Below are 17,854 nucleotides of genomic sequence, written 5' to 3' on the forward strand. Positions count from 1 at the left end.
TCAGGTTCTAAAAATGGTTTCGCCTTATGAAGATGGCGGTGCGGAGCTGATTTTTTAAAAGACCTACCCCTTTTCCACAAAAAGAAGAGCCTTTAACTAGAATTGAAACTTGTTAGTCTAGTAAGGGGCTCTTTTCTGAATAGGAAAGCCAATTTAGCATATTTTAATGAGTAATACTAATTGCCTTTGTATCTTTTTTCGAGTGAGAAGCAAAGCTATGAAGAACCATACCAAAAACAACTACAACAATACCAACGCAAGATAAGTTGGAAGGCAGTGCAATGGATAAGAATATCACTTCTCCGAGAAGCGTAAAAAGTACTTCCATTGATTGTGTCGCTTCAACAGCACCTAACTTCTGCATATTGCCTCTAACTAAATCGGTTGCGTGAAAAAAGAGTACTGTTGCAATCACTCCAGATGTAACGGCAACCAAGACAGATTGAATGGTTTGTTCTTTGCTTGGAACCCCGACAGTGAATAATCCGTAAATGGAAAGCAAAAGCCAAAATGGAAGACTGGCTAGCGTCATGCCTAAGACTCTCTGATAGGCATCAAGGCGATTTTGACAAACATCCATCATTTTTCGGTTTCCGAGCGGATAGGCAAATGATGCAACTACGACTGGGATGATACCTAGAATAAGCGTAGATACAGAAAGTGTACTCGCCTGTTCCAGTTGAATAAGAATGATTCCTAATAAAATAATGAAGGAAAGCGACAATCCTTTTAAAGGGATTTTCCCCTGTGTTTGTACAATTCCAATCTTTGTTTGAATCGTTTCTAAAAATAGGGGGCCAAGCAGCATTCCGGAAATGAGTGTAATTTGCCAGGTTGCCGCGATTAACCAGCCTGGCGAATAGGCAGAAGCAAAGCATAATGGTGCATAAAATAATCCGAAGCCGATAAAACTCCACAACAGCCATGTTTTGGGCTGTTCTTTCATTGCCTTAAGAAGTGGACGAAGATTTCTTCTAGCGACAACTATGATAAGAAGAAAGGGAACCATAAAGATGTAGCGCAGCGATGCACTCCAAATCCAGCTTCCTCCTGACAATTCCATCGCATGATTAAGGACAAAAGTAAAGGCAAAAAAGAATGCAGCAAAAATGCCCAATATAATTGGTTTCATGTAACTCACCTCATTTCGATTGTTGAGTTGGTAGTTTCCTTCAATTCAAAAGATATACGTTTGATAGATTGTGTGGGAAAGTTTGTCATAGAACAAATATATTGAATATTAAGTTGATTTACAATGCTATATTTGTAGAAAAAAGCGAATAGACATCAGTAAATCTGCGTTTTCACAGGCCTTACGAAAAATGCAACACTTCTCTTTGGAACATGAGAAGTGTTGCAGAGAAGATTCGATAATATCAACCTTTATGACTTATTGACTGGTCAAAGTATTCTTTAAGGACTGTTTTATTCATAATCATGTCGGAAAGAGTATACTGATCAAGCACAGAAAAGAAGGCTTGCAGTGCTTCATTAAGCATATGCTTAAGTGAACAAACAGGTGAGATTACGCAGTTATTTCCCTCTCCATTAAAACATTCTACTAGATAAAAGTCTTCCTCCGTTTTCCGGACAAGCGTCCCAATATTAATTTCTGTAGGTTTTTTTGCGAGTCGAATCCCCCCATTTCGTCCCCGTACTGTTTCGAGGTATCCCATTTTGCCAAGATTAAAGGTAATCTTCATTAAATGGTTACTGGAAATCGAGTAGGCTTCCGAAATCTCTTTAATGGTTACTAATTGATCTGGTTTGTTAATTGCCAAATATAATAATACCCGTAACGAATAGTCAGAATAACTGGTTAATCGCATGTTGGTAATCCCTCACTCAAATAAGATGTCTACATCTTAGCATAATTGTGACAGAATAATAAACTTTTGAACTGTCGATACTAATAGATGTATATAAAGTATTGCTTTAAAATAATAATCAATTTATTATAAAGATGTATTTAATATATTGGTTTTGAGAGGGGCACAAAATATGTTAACTCAGCAAACAAAAGACATTGTAAAAGCAACAATCCCTGCATTAGAAATGAAAGGTATCGAGATTACGACGATTTTTTATAAACATTTATTTGAAGATTATCCGCAATTATTAAATATTTTTAATCAAACGAATCAGACAAGAGGTCGCCAACAAACCGCATTAGCAAATACCGTGCTTGCAGCAGCTAAACATATTGACAATCTTGGTGCGATTATTCCAGTTGTCAAACAAATCGCTCAAAAACATCGCAGCTTAACTGTAAAGCCTGAACATTATCCGATTGTAGGAAAATACTTATTAGCAGCAATTAAAGAAGTGTTAGGTGATGCTGCAACTGAAGAAATCTTACAAGCATGGGGTGAAGCATATGGCGTCATTGCTCAAGTCTTTATCGACATTGAAAAAGAAATGTATGAAGAAGCGACAAACCAAGAAGGCGGCTGGCTTGATTTTAAAAACTTCACAGTTGTTCATAAAGTAAAAGAAAGTTCAGTCATTACTTCCTTTTATTTGAAGGCGGCTGATGGGGAAGTTCTACCAGATTTTCAACCGGGACAATATATTACAGTTAGAATTAAAATCCCAGGAGAAGAATATTTGATAAATCGTCAATACAGCTTATCTGTTGAACCTGGTCAAGATAGCTATAGAATTTCTGTCAAAAGAGAGGCTATGCCAAACACCCCAGAAGGAAAAGCATCAAACTTCTTACATGATCACATGGATGTTGGCGACCTGATTGAACTTACAGCACCAGCTGGAGATTTCACACTGAATTTAAAACAACATACGCCTGTTGTTTTCTTAAGTGGAGGCGTTGGAATTACCCCATTAATGAGCATGGTCCATGCTATTGCAGATCAACAACCTAATCGGAATGTGACATTTGTCCATGCATCACAAAATGGAACGGTACAAGCATTTAAGGATGAATTAAAAGCGATAAAGGATACTATTATTGATTATCGCTTATCATTTGCTTATTCTGAGCCAAGTGATGAGGATCGGAACGAAGAGTATTTTGAAAAAGAAGGCTATATAGATGCTGAGATGTTAAACCATCTAGAAGTGGACGAAAAAGCAGATTATTATATTTGCGGACCTGTTCCGTTCATTCAGGCGATGTTAGGCTTATTGAAGGATCGTGGCATCGCACAAGAACAAATCCATTTTGAATTTTTTGGACCAGCTATTCAGTTGGGATAATATATGAAGGGTCTGACCTCGCACTATTGTATGTAGTAGACGGGGTTTGACCCTTCTTTTTGCTACCCGAAAATACAAACCCAATTGATGTGAAGCTATATTATGCATATACGAGAGAAGAGCCGATGGATGCTTTGAAATTTTGGTTTAGAAGTATTGATTTGAAGTAGGCACTTTCTGTCTGAAATCCTTTTTTACACTATTAATATTTCTTCTCTCGCTAAACTTGATTTTGATAGTATTCTATAAAAGTTTTTAAAACAGGAACAAGTTATTCAAATGTGTGTGCCTGATTGTATGAATTATGTTTGGATCGTATTCATATTGTATTCATTTTTGTAGCTATCACCTCGTACATATATAGTAAGGGCTTGTAATTAAAAGAAAGAAAGAAAGAGCTAATTCTCTGAATATGATGAAGTTAGCACGGAACTTGCAAGTTCAGGTAATAGATCGCAAATAGATTGATTACACATTGGAGGGAATGAAATATGACAATCATATATAAGCATGAACCATTCACAGATTTCTCGATTGAAAAAAATAAACAAGACTTTGAACAAGCATTAGTATTTGTCCAATCAGAACTAGGGAAAGAATATCCAGTAATTATTGGCGGAGAACGATTTAAAACAGAAGAGCAAATTTTATCCTTTAATCCAGCTGTTAAAAAAGAAGTAATTGGTACTGTTTCAAAAGCAAATCAAGAACTGGCTGAGAAAGCTATGCAAACTGCTCTCACTTCTTTTAAATCATGGAGTAATCAAGATCCTGAAGAACGTGCTACTGTATTATTCCGTGCAGCAGCGATTATTCGCCGCCGCAAGCATGAATTTTCTAGCTATCTTGTAAAAGAGGCCGGTAAACCTTGGAATGAGGCGGATGCCGATACAGCAGAAGCAATTGATTTCCTTGAATATTATGCACGGCAAATGATTGAGCTAAGCAGTGGTAAAGAAGTCCAAAGTCGCACAGGAGAAATTAATAAATACACGTATATTCCTTTAGGTGTCGGTGTAATTATTTCACCATTTAACTTCCCATTAGCCATCATGGCTGGAACGGCGGCAGCTGCTATTGTCGCTGGAAATACCATTTTATTAAAACCAGCGAACACTACACCGGTTATTGCTGCGAAATTCGTGGAAGTGTTAGAAGAAGCTGGTTTGCCGGCTGGTGTTATGAACTATATCCCGGGAAGCGGTAGCGAAATTGGAGATTATTTAGTTGACCATCCAAAAACACGCTTTGTAAGCTTTACTGGCTCACGTGAAGTAGGCTGCCGGATCTATGAGCGTGCAGCAAAGGTTCACCCGGGGCAAAATTGGTTGAAACGTGTAATCGCAGAAATGGGAGGAAAGGATACGGTAGTTGTAGATTGTGATGCCGATCTAGATCTTGCAGCTATTTCCATCGTCAAATCTGCATTCGGGTACTCAGGACAAAAATGTTCAGCAGGTTCTCGGGCAGTCGTTCATCAAGATGTATATGATGAAGTATTAGAAAAAGCAGTGGCATTAACGAAAGAATTAACAATAGGCAATCCTGCGAGATTGAGCCATTATATGGGTCCTGTCATTGACCAAGCTTCCTATAAAAAAATTATGAAATATATTGAAATCGGCAAGGAAGAAGGGAAGCTAAGGATTGGGGGGGAAGGAGATGATTCAAAGGGATACTTTATTCAGCCAACTATTATTGCTGATTTAGATGAAAATGCCCGTTTGATGCAGGAAGAAATCTTCGGTCCTGTTGTCGGTTTTTGCAAAGCACGAGATTTCGATCATATGCTGGAGATTGCGAATAACACAGATTATGGCTTAACCGGTGCATTAATCTCTAATAATCGTCATCATATCCAAAGAGCAAAAAAAGAATTTCACGTCGGAAATCTGTATTTTAACAGAGTTTGTACAGGGGCTATTGTTGGATACCAGCCATTTGGCGGTTTCAACATGTCAGGGACAGATTCAAAAGCTGGTGGCCCGGATTATTTGATTTTGCATATGCAAGCAAAAACAACGAGCGAAACGTTATAAAGTGACACTTCCGTTAGCGATGGGCTTTTCGCTAACGGTTAGTTGAACCAATCGGGCATTTACGGACAGTTTTCACTATTCAAATTCCTCGAATTTCTCTACATAAAATCGTGGAATGGAGATGTTACTGTCCGTTAATGCGGGATAAAATCATCTAAAAAGCAAATGGGTGGCAATCGGCCAAATTTGTCACTCATTTAGAACTTCTCGGTAACATAATGATTCAAGGAGGATCTATATGCTGGCTAATTTTTCGAAAAATTTCTTCTTAAGGGTTTCTCGAAATATATTATTAAACAAGGCGGCGAAGAAATGGGGGCTCAGGTTCGGTGCATCTCAAGTTGTCGCGGGTGTTACAATTGAGAGCGTCATTAAAAAAACTCAAGAACTTAATGAAAAAGGTTTAGTGTGCACGCTCGATCATTTAGGTGAATTCGTTTCAAATAAAGAAGAAGCCATTGAAGCAACAGATTATAATGTAAGAACATTGGAAGCTATCGAAGCAGCCGGAGTGAACAGTCATTTATCTGTTAAGCTAACACAGCTAGGTTTGGATATTGATCGGGATTTTTGCATTCAAAATATGAAACGAATTTTGGAAACTGCAAAGCAAACCAATAATTTTGTTCGAATTGACATGGAGGATTATACGCATTGCCAAATTACACTGGATATTCTTAAGGAACTCCGTGACACATATGATAATGTTGGAACAGTTATCCAAGCTTATTTATTTCGTGCGAATCAGGACGTATTGGATTTAGAAGGCGTCCGTCTTCGGTTAGTAAAAGGAGCTTATCATGAATCTCCTGAAGTAGCTTACCAGAATAAAAAAGATGTAGATAATAATTATTTGAAGCTTATTAAAAACCATCTATTAAGCGGAAGTCACACAGCAATTGCTACTCATGATCATGAGATTATCGAAAAAGTAAAACAATTTGTCCAAGAAAATAACATACCGAAAGATCAATTTGAATTTCAAATGCTTTATGGATTTAGAAAAGATATGCAAGTGAGTCTGGCGCAGGAAGGCTACATGATGCGTGTTTATATTCCGTTTGGCGATGACTGGTTTGCATACTTTATGCGGAGAATGGCTGAAAGACCGCAGAATGTACTATTTGGGATTAAGGGATTATTTTCGAAAAGATAGAAGCTAAGCCTGTTAAAGACTAACCATTCTGAGAACAGGCTTTTAATTGTGTGTACATAAATTAGTTAGCAATAGCCTAAAAAAATCTGTGAGACGAACAAAATGAAACAGTGGCTTCCAATACGATAGCTAACGACTGGAATAAAACCTTCTAGAACCACCCGTTCCTTCTGAATTTCGTATTACTGAAGAGGAGCAATCCGCATATCTAAAGAAATAACATCCCATTGCCAAATTAAAGTTAAAGTAAATAGTATTTTTTAAGATTGGGAAAACAAAAGATATTATTCTTGCAAGTTATCCTAATAAATAGCATCGTCTGCGGTTTGAGGGTACTATAAAGTAGAAATGATAGAATTACAAATTCGAAATTAAAGGAGTGCGAATATGATTAGATTTGGGATTGTGGGAACAAACTGGATTACAGAACGCTTATTAGGAGCAGTAGCTAACCATGAAGATTTCGTCTTAAAGGCCGTCTATTCACGTACGGAAGATCGTGCACGTGAATTTGCCGCTAAATATGGGGTAGAGTTAACGTTTACAGATTTAAACGAAATGGCAGCAAGTGATGAAATTGATGCGGTGTATATCGCAAGCCCCAACTCATACCATGCCGAGCAGGCCATCCTATTTATGGAGCATGGCAAGCATGTCCTATGTGAAAAACCACTTGCTGCGAATGCTAAGGAAGTAAAAGCGATGATAGAGGCGGCTAAATCTAATAATGTCGTTTTAATGGAAGCAATGAAGTCAACAGTCATGCCTAACTTCCAAGTGATTCAAGATAATTTGGACAAGCTTGGAAAGATTCGCACGTATTTTTCGAATTATTGCCAGTATTCATCGCGTTATGATGCCTATAAAAAAGGAACAGTCTTGAATGCATTTAACCCTGAGTATGCAACAGGAGCCTTGATGGATCTAGGTGTATATACGATTTTTCCGCTCGTCGCGTTATTTGGGAAACCGAATACGGTCAAAGCCTCAGGACATGTCCTTGAAACAGGAGCTGACGCACAAGGGAGCATTTTGCTAACTTATGATGAGATGCAGGCAAGCGTTATGTATTCGAAAATTACCGATTCAAATCTTCCTTCAGAAATTCATGGGGAAGATGCTACGATGGTTATCGATCATATCTCGAGCCCTGAGAAGATTGAAATTCGCTATCGGGATGGTACAATCGAAGATCTAAGTATCCAGCAAGAAATGGATCCGATGTACTATGAAGTGGCTGAATTTATTCAATTGATTCAATCTAGGGAAAACGAGTCAAAACTGAACTCATGGGAGACTTCATTACATGTGATGGAAATTATGGATGAAGCACGTAAACAAATTGGCGTAACATTCCCAAATGATAAACAGGTGAACTAACTAGGTAGTCTTCTTACCCCGAATTAACTGACTATAAAATTCTGATAGGTACGGTTTAGTTTAGTGTATCCCGTTGTGTTAGTGGAGATACTAGCAAAGCCCTTGATTACTCATTCATGGGAAATAAGCTCCAATGATGACACAAGTACACTCGATTAATTCTGGGGAAACAGATAATTGGACTTTCCTTTTCAATAGGAGTGTAAGAGAGGAATATTGAGGAAGAAATGCTATAGATCAAATACTTGAGGTGGAAAAACAAGATGAATGTAAAAATCAACAGAAATGCAGCAAAGGTATTAAAAACAATGTTGAGCAAAGAAGAAGCAGAAGGGAAAATGATTCGAGTTATCATTACACATATGCATGGCAATCATGCTCATTATGATATTACCCTTGATATCCAAACAGAACATGATGAAATTGTAAAAACGGACAAGGGAATAGATATATTACTGGATGCACGTGAAGAATTCTTAGACGGGGTATGGATTAAATATTTTTACGTACCACAAGAAGGCTTTGAAATTACAAATCCTTCAAAAGACCACGCACATCATCATTAATAGGAAATGGATGCTGGTATCCCTAAAAAAGGATACTGGCTTTTTTTAGGTAGTCCATCCGCATTATTTTTATCATTCCAGGCGAGAAAACTCCCACTTCAATATTGTGAAGGGCAACGCCCAAAAATAAGTAGGAGATGAATCGCCTTTTTGTGTAGTAGAACATTTGTTTGTATTGTTTTTTGAAAACTGAAGATAAGAGATTGTGACTGGAAAAACGTCCGTCACGTAAAATCTTCAACGTTCTTATATCTTCACACGTACCGAAGTTGCGAAAAACAAGCTAAAGTAGGGCGTGTGGCGAGTCAACGTTCAAGGCATCAAGCTAAATAATCGAAGGCTACTTGAATGTTCGCAGGGATCCTCCACTTCCAATTTCGTATGAAATTAAGTGGTGGGTAGTTCAATGTTTCAAGCTGATTAAAATATATATGAAGAAATCCCACACCTTACCTACCCCCAAAAATCGCTTATCATAAGAAGTAAATAGTCCTAGGTAAATAGATTGTTATTCAGTTTTAAGAAGTAAAATTATTTCACAGTGCAGATGAACTCTCCTACAATTCTCCAATTTTTTCGGAAAAACGCAAAAAAAGTTGTTTATTGTAACAATTGAAATATAACTGTAATGAGTTTATTACCATACTGACAAATTATGATGCTATACTCTCTATAGGATAAAAAGTCGAAATAACGTATTTAGCATATATATAAATAACCATTATCGAAAAATAATACATAGATTTCTAGTTCCATATATATTCACCGTTATGATAGGGAGATAGATTAATAGGCGAATTTGGCTAGAGAAGAAAGCAGGGAAACATGATTTTGAGAAAGAAATTACTTGTGTTGAGTACTACTGCTATGCTTGGATTGGGAAGTATTGTTGCCGTTCCAGCTGTTCAGGCAGAATCCATAAATGACTTGCAAAATCAGCAACAAGCCATTCAAGGACAACGGAGTGGAGTTCAATCTGAAATAGATACCGCACTTGCAAAGATTAAAGCACTTCAAATTGAACAAGCTACATTAACAGAGCAAATCTTGCGTATCGAACAAGCCATTAATGACAATAATGCGAAAATTGACGAAACAAAGGTGCAAATTGCTGAAACAAATGCAGAAATTAAGAAACTTAAAGAAGATATTGTAGCCCTTCAAAAACGCATTGAACAGCGTAATGAGGTATTGAAAGAACGTGCAGTTTCTTATCAAGAGAGCGGCGGTAATGTTAGTTATGTCGAAGTATTACTAGGAGCTACAAGCTTCGGTAACTTCATTGATCGTGTTGGTGCAGTTGCTACTATGGTAGAAGCTGACCAAGATATTTTAACGCAGCATGAAGCAGATAAGAAAGAGTTGGAAGAAAAGCAAACGGCCGTTGAAACAAAACTAGCTGACCTTACTTCTATGAAATTAGAGCTTGAAGGCATGCTTGCTCAAATTGAAGAGCAAAAGTCTCAGAGCGTACAACTAAGTGCAAGTTTGAAAGGGAAAGAACAAGAAACTGCAACTTTAGTTGCTGACTTGAAAAAACGCGATGCAAACTTAGCGGCACAAGTTGTAAAAATCCAAGGGGAAATTACTGCAGAACTAAATCGCCAAGCGGAAATTGTAGCTGCAAAAAAACGTGCTGAAGCAGAAGCGGCAATAGCTGCAGAAAAAGCAGCTCGTGAAGCAGCTAAGAATATAGCCAAAGAATCAACTAAGAAAAAATCTAGCTCAGAATCATTTGTAACAAAATCATTATCATCAAATAGTTCTACTTCAAATGAAAACAATAATGATGAAAACAATAATGATGAAAACACAGTGAGCATCCCATCAAGCCGTAATCTTAGCGTGGCAATAACTGCAGGTAATAAATATATCGGTAACTCTGTTTATGTATTTGGCGGTGGTAGATCGCAATCGGATATTAACAATGGAAGATTTGACTGCTCTGCATTTGTTTACTGGGCATATGATCAGGCTGGAATCAATCTCGGTTCGGTTGGTAACACAGACACATTATTAAATTATGGAACGCGCGTATCTGCAAGCGATTTGCAACCTGGTGATATGGTATTCTTTGATACTTATAAGAAGAATGGACATGTCGGAATTTATGTGGGTGGCGGTAAATTTATCGGTTCCCAAAGTTCAACTGGCGTTGCGATTGCAAATATGTCTAGCGGCTATTGGGCACAACACTTCAACGGACGAGTACATCGTTTTTAATAGAATATACATGTATGAGGCAGGGGTATCCCTGCCTCCTTTAGTTTATCTGCCCTGCTAGATTTTCAAATATGAAACTTTCATTAAAATATTATTTCGAAATTTTATTCAATTATGTGAAACCATTTGATTTTCATTACGTATATAGTATTGTATAAATAATCGAAGAGTGAAATTTCTATGATAAAATAGAAGTTTATTTCTTCACAATCATTTAGAATGGGGGACTTTATATGCTAAAGAAATTAATGACTGCATTTTTGACACTTTCTCTGATTTTTGCTCCGGTAGGAGGTCATTTTCTTCTTGGACAAGATGATACAGTAAGCGCTAAGTCATATAAATCGGGAAAAAGATCGTTCAATACGGATCGGAGTACAACTAACAATAATTCCAATATCCAGAGAAACAAGAAATCTGACGCTACTACAAAATCAAATACAAAAGCAAAGAGTAATCCTGTTGCTAAAGGAGGATTAATGAAAGGAATCCTTTACGGTGGAATTGCGGGTCTCTTATTTGGTAGCTTATTTGCTAACATGGGTGGGATTGGAGCGGTTTTAGGTTTTATGGTGAATTTGATTGCTATTATCCTCCTCATCTCAATTATCCGACGCATCTATATTTTCTTTAAAAATAAAAAGAAAGAAAATCCTAATCCATGGAGAGGTTAAAAATTTCTGAACAAGATATTATTAACGCTATTTGCATATATATCGCTGATAAGAAACAAGTTACCCCGACTGAAGTTGAAGTGGAATTAATGTATGACGATGATTATGGATTCTCTGCAGAAGTTTATGTGAATGGTAGGCAGCAAATCTTAATCATGTTAAATATTATTGAAGCGCTAAGACTTTGGCTTGATCATATGCTTAATCGTGATCCATATGCAGGTATTGAACTTGTACTTGATGATGATGAAGGCATTATCGCCTATGTAAAAGAATAAGGAGAGGGGCTTCTCATAAGGGTCAGACCTCGTATTCTAAATCAGTAGTAGTGTTTTACACTAATCTCGAACTGTATTTAGTTGTTGCGGGGTCTGACCCTTTGCTATGAGACTTCCCCTTTTTTAATGGAAGAAAATCTTTGGAAAAGAACGAGTAGCTAGAATTGCTTTTGAAGATTTAAACTAATCAAGCTATTAGACAAACCACTCGATTACAACAGTAAAATGAGTCCTCCAAATTCATCAAAATTTACCTGATTTAAAGATCAAATAGAGTAGCCAAATGAGCATTACTAGGGCAATGCCAAAACCGATTTCGATGGCTGGCAGTCTCCATAATAGAGTGGCTTGACCACTAATAGATGAACCTACAATAAGACCGACCATAATGATGCTGAATGCTAGAAGAACAATACTAAAAGATAAACGATTACTGATTCGATCTAACTTTTCTAAAAATAAATGAATATCTGGCATAGTAATTTCTAAACGAAATTTACCTTTTTTCAATGTATCCGAAAATTCTTTTATATTTTTAGGGAGTTCAGTGACGATCTCTGTATATTCGATAAACTTGCTCCACGTGTTTTTAACGATTTTCTTTGGGTGGTAGCGATCTAATAGTAGACGTTGTCCAAATGGTTCGGCTGCATGCATCATATTAAAATCAGGATCTAAATCAGCCACAACTCGTTCTACGGTCAAAAGGGCTTTACCTAGCATAGTCATGTCGGCTGGAATTTGTATTTGATGATGAAAAGAAATTGTAAACAAATCATTCACTGCCTCTCCAAGACTAATTTGGCTTAATGGCAAGTGATAATATTTCTCTTTAAGTTCATCCACGTCAGCTCGAAGTACCGCCATATTTATCTGATCTGAAAGAATTCCCATTTTTGAGATTGCTTTTATGATTCCTAAGGTATCACCACGTTTTAAAGAAATGACGAGTGATGCCAACTGGTATTTCATGTCTGAAGTAAGTCTGCCAACCATCCCAAAATCCATGAATACGACAACTTCATCGGGTAAAACCATCATATTTCCTGGATGTGGATCTCCGTGAAAAAAGCCTTCAATTAAAATTTGATGCAACATAGAATTTGTAACTCGTTCAGCAATGACTTTACGATCATATCCAAGATGATCCATTTCTTGTAGCTGGCTAATTTTTGTACCTTTTATATATTCCATAGTTAACACTTTCTTTGTTGAGAAGTCCCAATAAATGTCCGGAATCCGAATCTTTGATTGATTGACAAATTGATTAGCTATTTTTTCTGAATTGCTTCCTTCGACATAATAATCAAGTTCTGCCTGCAAAGCTTTCGAAAATTCTTCCATCATTTCATATATATGATAGCGTTTTGCCCAAGAGAGCCTTGATTCCATCAGGCGTGCCAAATCTTCAAGGATTTCCATATCTGTCTCAATGATTGGACGTATGTTTGGCCGCTGCACCTTAATCGCAATTTCTTCACCAGAATGAAGTCTTGCCCAATGAACTTGTCCAATTGAAGCAGTGGCCAAGGGGATTTCATTAAATTCAGCAAACAGTTGATCAAGTTGATTGCCAAGTTCATTTTCAATAATGCTACGTACTTGTTCAAAAGGAAAGGGAGGTGCACTATCCTGGAGCTTTTCTAATTCAACAATAATATGCTCAGGAATGATATCTCTCCGTGTGCTGGCAATTTGTCCAAGTTTGATAAAAGTGGGCCCAAGATCTTCTAGAAAGGTGCGAATTCGCTGGCCGAGTGTACGGCTAGATACATTATGATTCAAGCCGGCTATTTTTCTAGGTATGCTCAACATCTCCGTTAACCCGAGCTCCTTAACAATATAACCAAAGCCATTTCTTAGGAAAGCACTAATAATTTCTTGATATCGATGTGCATGTTTCATTCTCTTACCAAGCATGAGGGACCCTCCTAAAAACAATCACTCTCTTCGTTCCAATTCTTCAATTCTACGTTCTAATTTTCTCAATTCATCCTTAGAAACTAGATTAAGTTGATCTAGCGTTTGACTAACTTTTGAAGCGATGATCGAATCCATTTCTTCACGCAGTTTCGAACCTTTTTCAATTAGGCGTTCAATAAGTTCGCCCGATTCCCCTTTACTAATTTCCCCTTTTTTAACAAGCTCCTCGACTGATTTTTCAATTTGTTCTTTGCTAAAAACGGCTGCACCTACACCTAATGAGATGAATTGATTAAGTAGATTTTTCATAATAGATCCCTCCGATATTTGAAAAAAGTATTATTTTCTACATCATACAACATGGATCACTTAAAGGAAAAGAATAACAATTATGAGTTTTTTATAATCCGTCTTAAATTAGAATTATTATTGTTTATTTTTCTGAAAGAATGTGATATTATATAAATAATCCTAATGATATTCATAAAAAAATACGAAATTACACTGATTTTGAGGAAAAACTAACAATTTTGATAAATTATATGACAAATGATGCTGATTATCTTTCTCAATTGGATATCAACTAAATGAGAATTGGTATCATTGAGAATTACGAAATTAAGAGGAGGAAAAAAAGATGCTTGCCGAAACGAAACACTTACAAAAACCTGCGCAATACCAATCTTCATGGTTTGATAAAGTAATACCACATATTGAATTAATTGCTGCTTTATTTAGCGGGGTTCTTATATTATTTGGTTGGATTTTGTCGTCTATTGGCATGCCAGCTGCTTCAGTAGGTATTTATTTAGCAGCTTTTGTTATTGGTGGGTATGCGAAGGCAAAGGAAGGCATTGAAGACACCATTGCCGATAAAGAATTGAATGTAGAAATGTTAATGATTCTTGCTGCGATTGGTTCTGCAATCATTGGCTATTGGACAGAAGGTGCGATCTTAATTTTTATCTTTGCATTAAGCGGTGCCTTGGAAACTTATACAATGAATAAAAGCCATAAAGAAATATCTGCATTAATGGATTTACAGCCAGAAGAAGCACTAAGAGTTACAGATGGAATTGAAATGAAAGTAGCTGTATCACAGCTTCGTGTCGGTGATCTAATCTTAATCAAGCCAGGTGAACGAGTGCCGTCAGATGGGAAAATTAATGATGGGAAGACGAATTTGGATGAAGCTGCGATAACGGGGGAATCCTTTCCTGTTAGTAAAACCGTACATGATGAGGTTTTTGCAGGGACGGTTAATCTTCGTGGGACGATAACTGTTGAAATTACAAAGCCAAGTAGTGAAACCCTTTTTCAAAAAATTATTACACTTGTACAATCAGCACAAAGTGAAAAATCACCTTCACAACTATTTATTGAGCGATTTGAAGGCACCTATGTGAAAGTGGTTTTATCCGTTGTAGGATTGATGATGTTTGCTCCCCATTTCTTGCTAGGGTGGAGTTGGACGGAGACATTTTATCGGGCGATGATACTATTAGTAGTTGCGTCCCCGTGTGCACTAGTTGCATCGATCATGCCAGCTACATTATCGGCTATTTCAAATGGTGCACGTCATGGCATCCTGTTCAAAGGCGGTGTCCATTTAGAGAATTTAGGTAACTTACAAGCGATTGCTCTTGATAAAACAGGTACTTTAACAAAAGGTAAACCTGAAGTTACGGATCTTGTACTCCGTGATGATATGACAGAAGAGGACTTTCTACAACATGTAGCTTCCATTGAAAATTATTCCAATCATCCGTTAGCATCCGCAATTGTTCGTTATACAAAAGACAGGATCTCTACAGAATTAATGAAGCCGGAGGACATGGAAGATATCTCTGGATATGGCGTGCAAGCTTATCTTGGCGGCGTGCAATGGAAAGTAGGTAGAGCGGAATTTGTTGGTCATGAGGAAGCGGGACAATTTGAAAATGGCATTGCACAAGTACTTGCTGAACAAGGGAAAACCATCGTTTTTGCAAGAGACGACAAAGGAATTGCCGGGATTATGACACTTAAAGATGTTGTCCGAACAGAAACAATTACTGCGATCGAAGCACTCAAACAAGAAGGAATTTATACGATTATGCTTACAGGAGACGGAGAGAAAACGGCAAAGGCGATTGCATCAGAAAGCCATGTGGATGCCTATATTGCTGAATGTCTACCTGAAACGAAAGTAGATGAAGTGAAACGGTTGAAAGAGCAATTTGGTACAGTTGCGATGGTTGGTGACGGAATTAATGATGCACCAGCACTTGCTACAGCATCAGTCGGGATTGCAATGGGAGAGGGAACGGATGTCGCTTTAGAAACAGCAGACGTTGTTCTGATGAAAAATGATCTTCCGAGGATTGCTGAAGCTGTCAAATTATCAAAAAAAATGAACCGAATCATTAAGCAGAATGTGATTTTTTCCATTACTGTGATTACGATATTAATTGCTTCTAACTTCATGCAGTTTCTTGATCTTCCGTTTGGTGTTATCGGTCACGAAGGAAGTACGATTTTAGTTATATTAAATAGTTTACGATTGCTGAAGAATTAATCATATTGCAGCACCAAACGAGTATATTCGTTTGGTGCTTTTTATTTTATCTTCCCGTACCCAGCGAAAGCAATCTAACTTCTTTAGGTCAAAAGCCAGACAAGAATTATGGAGAAAAACTACATTTCACATATGCTGCTCATCTGATGCTTGTCTTGGAGGATCAAGGAGTTTGAGCTTTTTTCTCAAAATTGGATAAATAAAAACGATAAGTAAAACACAGGCTATCTTGATAAAGTACAATAGATCAAGTTATCTGACGGTATGAATAATGATATGTAACTTATTAATATCGTTAGGTGTTCGCTAAGATGTAAAATCCACTTATTTTTTAGTGAGTTCTGAAGGTATTACTAAACGGCTTTTTTAAAAGCTATTCTGCATTTGGAAGTGGGAATGAAGAAGATGAAAAATACCATGTATAAAAAAGGACTAGTACTATTGGTTCTTCTGTTCGTGTTAAGGGTTACGCCAGCTTTTTCATCAACCATTTATCAGGAAAACGCCGATAACACAAAATCCACCTACGATAATCAGTTTCAGAATAAAAGTAAATATCCCACACTCACTTCAATAAAAAAACTTGAGGATGTTGGGTTTTCTACCAAAAAACTGTCTGAAATTGATTTGTTTATCGAAAATGAAATTAGGAATGGCTTTCCTGGAGCAGCGCTTATTGTCATTAAAAATGGAAAAATTGTGAAAAACACATCGTATGGATACGCAAAGAAATATAGTGGAAGTACTTTTCTTAAGCAGCCACAAAAGATGAAAAGGGATACGATGTTCGACGTGGCTTCTAATACGAAAATGTACGCTGTTAACTATGCACTTCAAAAACTAGTCAGTGAAGGGAAAATCAATCTAAACCATCCTATCCAGCATTATATCCCTGAGTTTAATGATTTGCCGAATGATGTGATAAAAGAAAAGGATACGTTGCTAATTGTCGATTTGCTCCATCATATTGCAGGTTTTCCTTCGAGCGTTCATTACTATAACCCTGAAAAGGCAGGTGAATTATATTCACAAGACCGTAAAGCGATGTTGGATAAAATAATTAAAACACCTTTACACTATATACCTGGTACAGCTCAAATATATAGTGACATTGATTATATGCTCCTAGGTTTTATTATTGAAAGAGTAACAGGCCAGCAACTAGATCAGTATGTGGAAAACAATATATATAAGCCGCTTGGATTGAAACACACAGTCTTTACGCCATTAAAAAAAGGCTTCAAAGAACAAGATTTTGCAGCGACTGAGCTAAACGGTAATACCCGTGATGGATATCTAATGTTTCCTAATATGAGAACGTATACTCTACAAGGAGAGGTACATGATGAAAATGCATACTATTCAATGGGCGGAATTTCGGGACATGCAGGATTGTTCAGTAATACACACGATCTTGCAGTACTTCTTCAGGTTATGTTGAATGATGGAGGATACGGAAACACAAAACTATTCGATAAAGAAACGATTGACGTATTTACAACACCAAGTGAGCTGAATCCGACATTCGGTCTTGGGTGGAGGCTTAATGGGGATGAAAGCATGAACTGGATGTTCAGTGAGTACGCAGGTGATAAGGTAATTGGCCATACAGGGTGGACTGGTACGATAACTGTCATTGATCGGGAAAATCATCTAGCGATTGCTCTTTTAACTAACAAGAAGCATTCGGCAGTTATTGATCATCTTGTCAATTCAAATTGGTTTTATGGGGACATGTTCAGCATTAGTACGTATGGCAGTGTTATAAGCAAGGTTTATGAAGCGTTACAATAACTTCTATTTTCATGGGATACCAAACATCCTGATCTTGCCTTGAAATCG

At 37.2% G+C, this 17,854-nt stretch carries 14 protein-coding genes; 10 read left to right on the forward strand and 4 right to left on the reverse strand.

Features of this window, described 5'->3' with window-relative positions; translation table 11 throughout:
• Window positions 1-163 precede the first annotated feature (163 nt).
• Both AC625_RS06030 and AC625_RS06035 read right to left on the reverse strand, forming a co-directional pair.
• Window positions 164-1,132 carry a DMT family transporter gene (locus AC625_RS06030; RefSeq protein WP_049680462.1) on the reverse strand — a complete coding sequence of 323 codons (969 nt, stop codon included), beginning with the start codon at window positions 1,130-1,132 and terminating at the stop codon, window positions 164-166.
• Window positions 1,133-1,376: 244 nt separating this feature from the next.
• Window positions 1,377-1,829, reverse strand: a complete 453-nt coding sequence (locus tag AC625_RS06035) for an RrF2 family transcriptional regulator (protein ID WP_049680463.1) — start codon at window positions 1,827-1,829, stop codon at window positions 1,377-1,379.
• Window positions 1,830-2,001: 172 nt separating this feature from the next.
• Between AC625_RS06035 and hmpA the strand changes: the two genes are divergently transcribed.
• From hmpA to AC625_RS06075, 8 genes are all read left to right on the forward strand, one after another.
• A complete protein-coding gene (gene hmpA, locus AC625_RS06040; protein WP_049680464.1) occupies window positions 2,002-3,216 on the forward strand; it encodes an NO-inducible flavohemoprotein in 1,215 nt (404 codons plus the stop codon).
• 491 nt (window positions 3,217-3,707) lie between these two features.
• Complete coding sequence (gene pruA / locus AC625_RS06045) at window positions 3,708-5,255, forward strand: L-glutamate gamma-semialdehyde dehydrogenase (RefSeq protein WP_049680465.1); 1,548 nt, start codon at window positions 3,708-3,710, stop codon at window positions 5,253-5,255.
• 238 nt (window positions 5,256-5,493) lie between these two features.
• Window positions 5,494-6,411, forward strand: a complete 918-nt coding sequence (locus AC625_RS06050) for a proline dehydrogenase family protein (protein ID WP_049680466.1) — start codon at window positions 5,494-5,496, stop codon at window positions 6,409-6,411.
• 387 nt (window positions 6,412-6,798) lie between these two features.
• The gene (locus AC625_RS06055) at window positions 6,799-7,791 is read left to right on the forward strand and encodes a Gfo/Idh/MocA family protein (RefSeq protein WP_049680467.1); all 993 of its coding nucleotides are present in this window, start codon (window positions 6,799-6,801) and stop codon (window positions 7,789-7,791) included.
• 263 nt (window positions 7,792-8,054) lie between these two features.
• A complete protein-coding gene (locus AC625_RS06060; protein ID WP_049680468.1) occupies window positions 8,055-8,357 on the forward strand; it encodes an iron-sulfur cluster assembly accessory protein in 303 nt (100 codons plus the stop codon).
• 825 nt (window positions 8,358-9,182) lie between these two features.
• Complete coding sequence (locus AC625_RS06065; RefSeq protein ID WP_049680469.1) at window positions 9,183-10,580, forward strand: PcsB-like coiled-coil domain-containing protein; 1,398 nt, start codon at window positions 9,183-9,185, stop codon at window positions 10,578-10,580.
• A 233-nt stretch (window positions 10,581-10,813) separates the two neighbouring features.
• On the forward strand, window positions 10,814-11,254 hold the full coding sequence (locus AC625_RS06070; RefSeq protein WP_049680470.1) for a hypothetical protein: 441 nt from the start codon (window positions 10,814-10,816) through the stop codon (window positions 11,252-11,254).
• Window positions 11,242-11,532, forward strand: coding sequence for a YxcD family protein (locus AC625_RS06075; RefSeq protein ID WP_049680471.1), 291 nt, complete (start codon window positions 11,242-11,244; stop codon window positions 11,530-11,532). The genes AC625_RS06070 and AC625_RS06075 overlap by 13 nt, the downstream gene beginning before the upstream one ends.
• A 243-nt stretch (window positions 11,533-11,775) precedes the next feature.
• On the opposite strand, the gene AC625_RS06080 is transcribed toward AC625_RS06075, so the two are convergent.
• Together AC625_RS06080 and AC625_RS06085 are read right to left on the reverse strand one after the other, a co-directional pair.
• A complete protein-coding gene (locus AC625_RS06080) occupies window positions 11,776-13,452 on the reverse strand; it encodes an ABC1 kinase family protein (protein WP_049680472.1) in 1,677 nt (558 codons plus the stop codon).
• Window positions 13,453-13,473: 21 nt separating this feature from the next.
• Window positions 13,474-13,764 carry a phasin family protein gene (locus tag AC625_RS06085; protein WP_049680473.1) on the reverse strand — a complete coding sequence of 97 codons (291 nt, stop codon included), beginning with the start codon at window positions 13,762-13,764 and terminating at the stop codon, window positions 13,474-13,476.
• A gap of 328 nt (window positions 13,765-14,092) precedes the next feature.
• On the opposite strand from AC625_RS06085, the gene AC625_RS06090 reads away from it, so the two are divergent.
• Together AC625_RS06090 and pbp4b are read left to right on the forward strand one after the other, a co-directional pair.
• The gene (locus AC625_RS06090) at window positions 14,093-16,012 is read left to right on the forward strand and encodes a heavy metal translocating P-type ATPase (RefSeq protein WP_049680474.1); all 1,920 of its coding nucleotides are present in this window, start codon (window positions 14,093-14,095) and stop codon (window positions 16,010-16,012) included.
• A gap of 396 nt (window positions 16,013-16,408) precedes the next feature.
• Window positions 16,409-17,806: a penicillin binding protein PBP4B gene (gene pbp4b, locus AC625_RS06095; RefSeq protein WP_049680475.1), complete on the forward strand. Its 1,398-nt coding sequence runs from the start codon at window positions 16,409-16,411 to the stop codon at window positions 17,804-17,806.
• Window positions 17,807-17,854 lie beyond the last annotated feature (48 nt).

This window comes from Peribacillus loiseleuriae, from assembly GCF_001183985.1.
Taxonomy (GTDB): Bacteria; Bacillota; Bacilli; order Bacillales; family DSM-1321; genus Peribacillus; species Peribacillus loiseleuriae.

Bases quoted from the DNA above. Each gene is read 5' to 3' on its own strand.
- AC625_RS06075 (WP_049680471.1), top strand. From the start codon at position 11,242: ATGGAGAGGTTAAAAATTTCTGAACAAGATATTATTAACGCTATTTGC.
- AC625_RS06080 (WP_049680472.1), bottom strand. From the start codon at position 13,452: ATGCTTGGTAAGAGAATGAAACATGCACATCGATATCAAGAAATTATT.
- pruA (WP_049680465.1), top strand. From the start codon at position 3,708: ATGACAATCATATATAAGCATGAACCATTCACAGATTTCTCGATTGAA.
- AC625_RS06070 (WP_049680470.1), top strand. From the start codon at position 10,814: ATGCTAAAGAAATTAATGACTGCATTTTTGACACTTTCTCTGATTTTT.
- AC625_RS06090 (WP_049680474.1), top strand. From the start codon at position 14,093: ATGCTTGCCGAAACGAAACACTTACAAAAACCTGCGCAATACCAATCT.
- AC625_RS06030 (WP_049680462.1), bottom strand. From the start codon at position 1,132: ATGAAACCAATTATATTGGGCATTTTTGCTGCATTCTTTTTTGCCTTT.
- hmpA (WP_049680464.1), top strand. From the start codon at position 2,002: ATGTTAACTCAGCAAACAAAAGACATTGTAAAAGCAACAATCCCTGCA.
- AC625_RS06035 (WP_049680463.1), bottom strand. From the start codon at position 1,829: ATGCGATTAACCAGTTATTCTGACTATTCGTTACGGGTATTATTATAT.
- AC625_RS06085 (WP_049680473.1), bottom strand. From the start codon at position 13,764: ATGAAAAATCTACTTAATCAATTCATCTCATTAGGTGTAGGTGCAGCC.
- pbp4b (WP_049680475.1), top strand. From the start codon at position 16,409: ATGAAGAAGATGAAAAATACCATGTATAAAAAAGGACTAGTACTATTG.
- AC625_RS06065 (WP_049680469.1), top strand. From the start codon at position 9,183: ATGATTTTGAGAAAGAAATTACTTGTGTTGAGTACTACTGCTATGCTT.
- AC625_RS06060 (WP_049680468.1), top strand. From the start codon at position 8,055: ATGAATGTAAAAATCAACAGAAATGCAGCAAAGGTATTAAAAACAATG.
- AC625_RS06055 (WP_049680467.1), top strand. From the start codon at position 6,799: ATGATTAGATTTGGGATTGTGGGAACAAACTGGATTACAGAACGCTTA.
- AC625_RS06050 (WP_049680466.1), top strand. From the start codon at position 5,494: ATGCTGGCTAATTTTTCGAAAAATTTCTTCTTAAGGGTTTCTCGAAAT.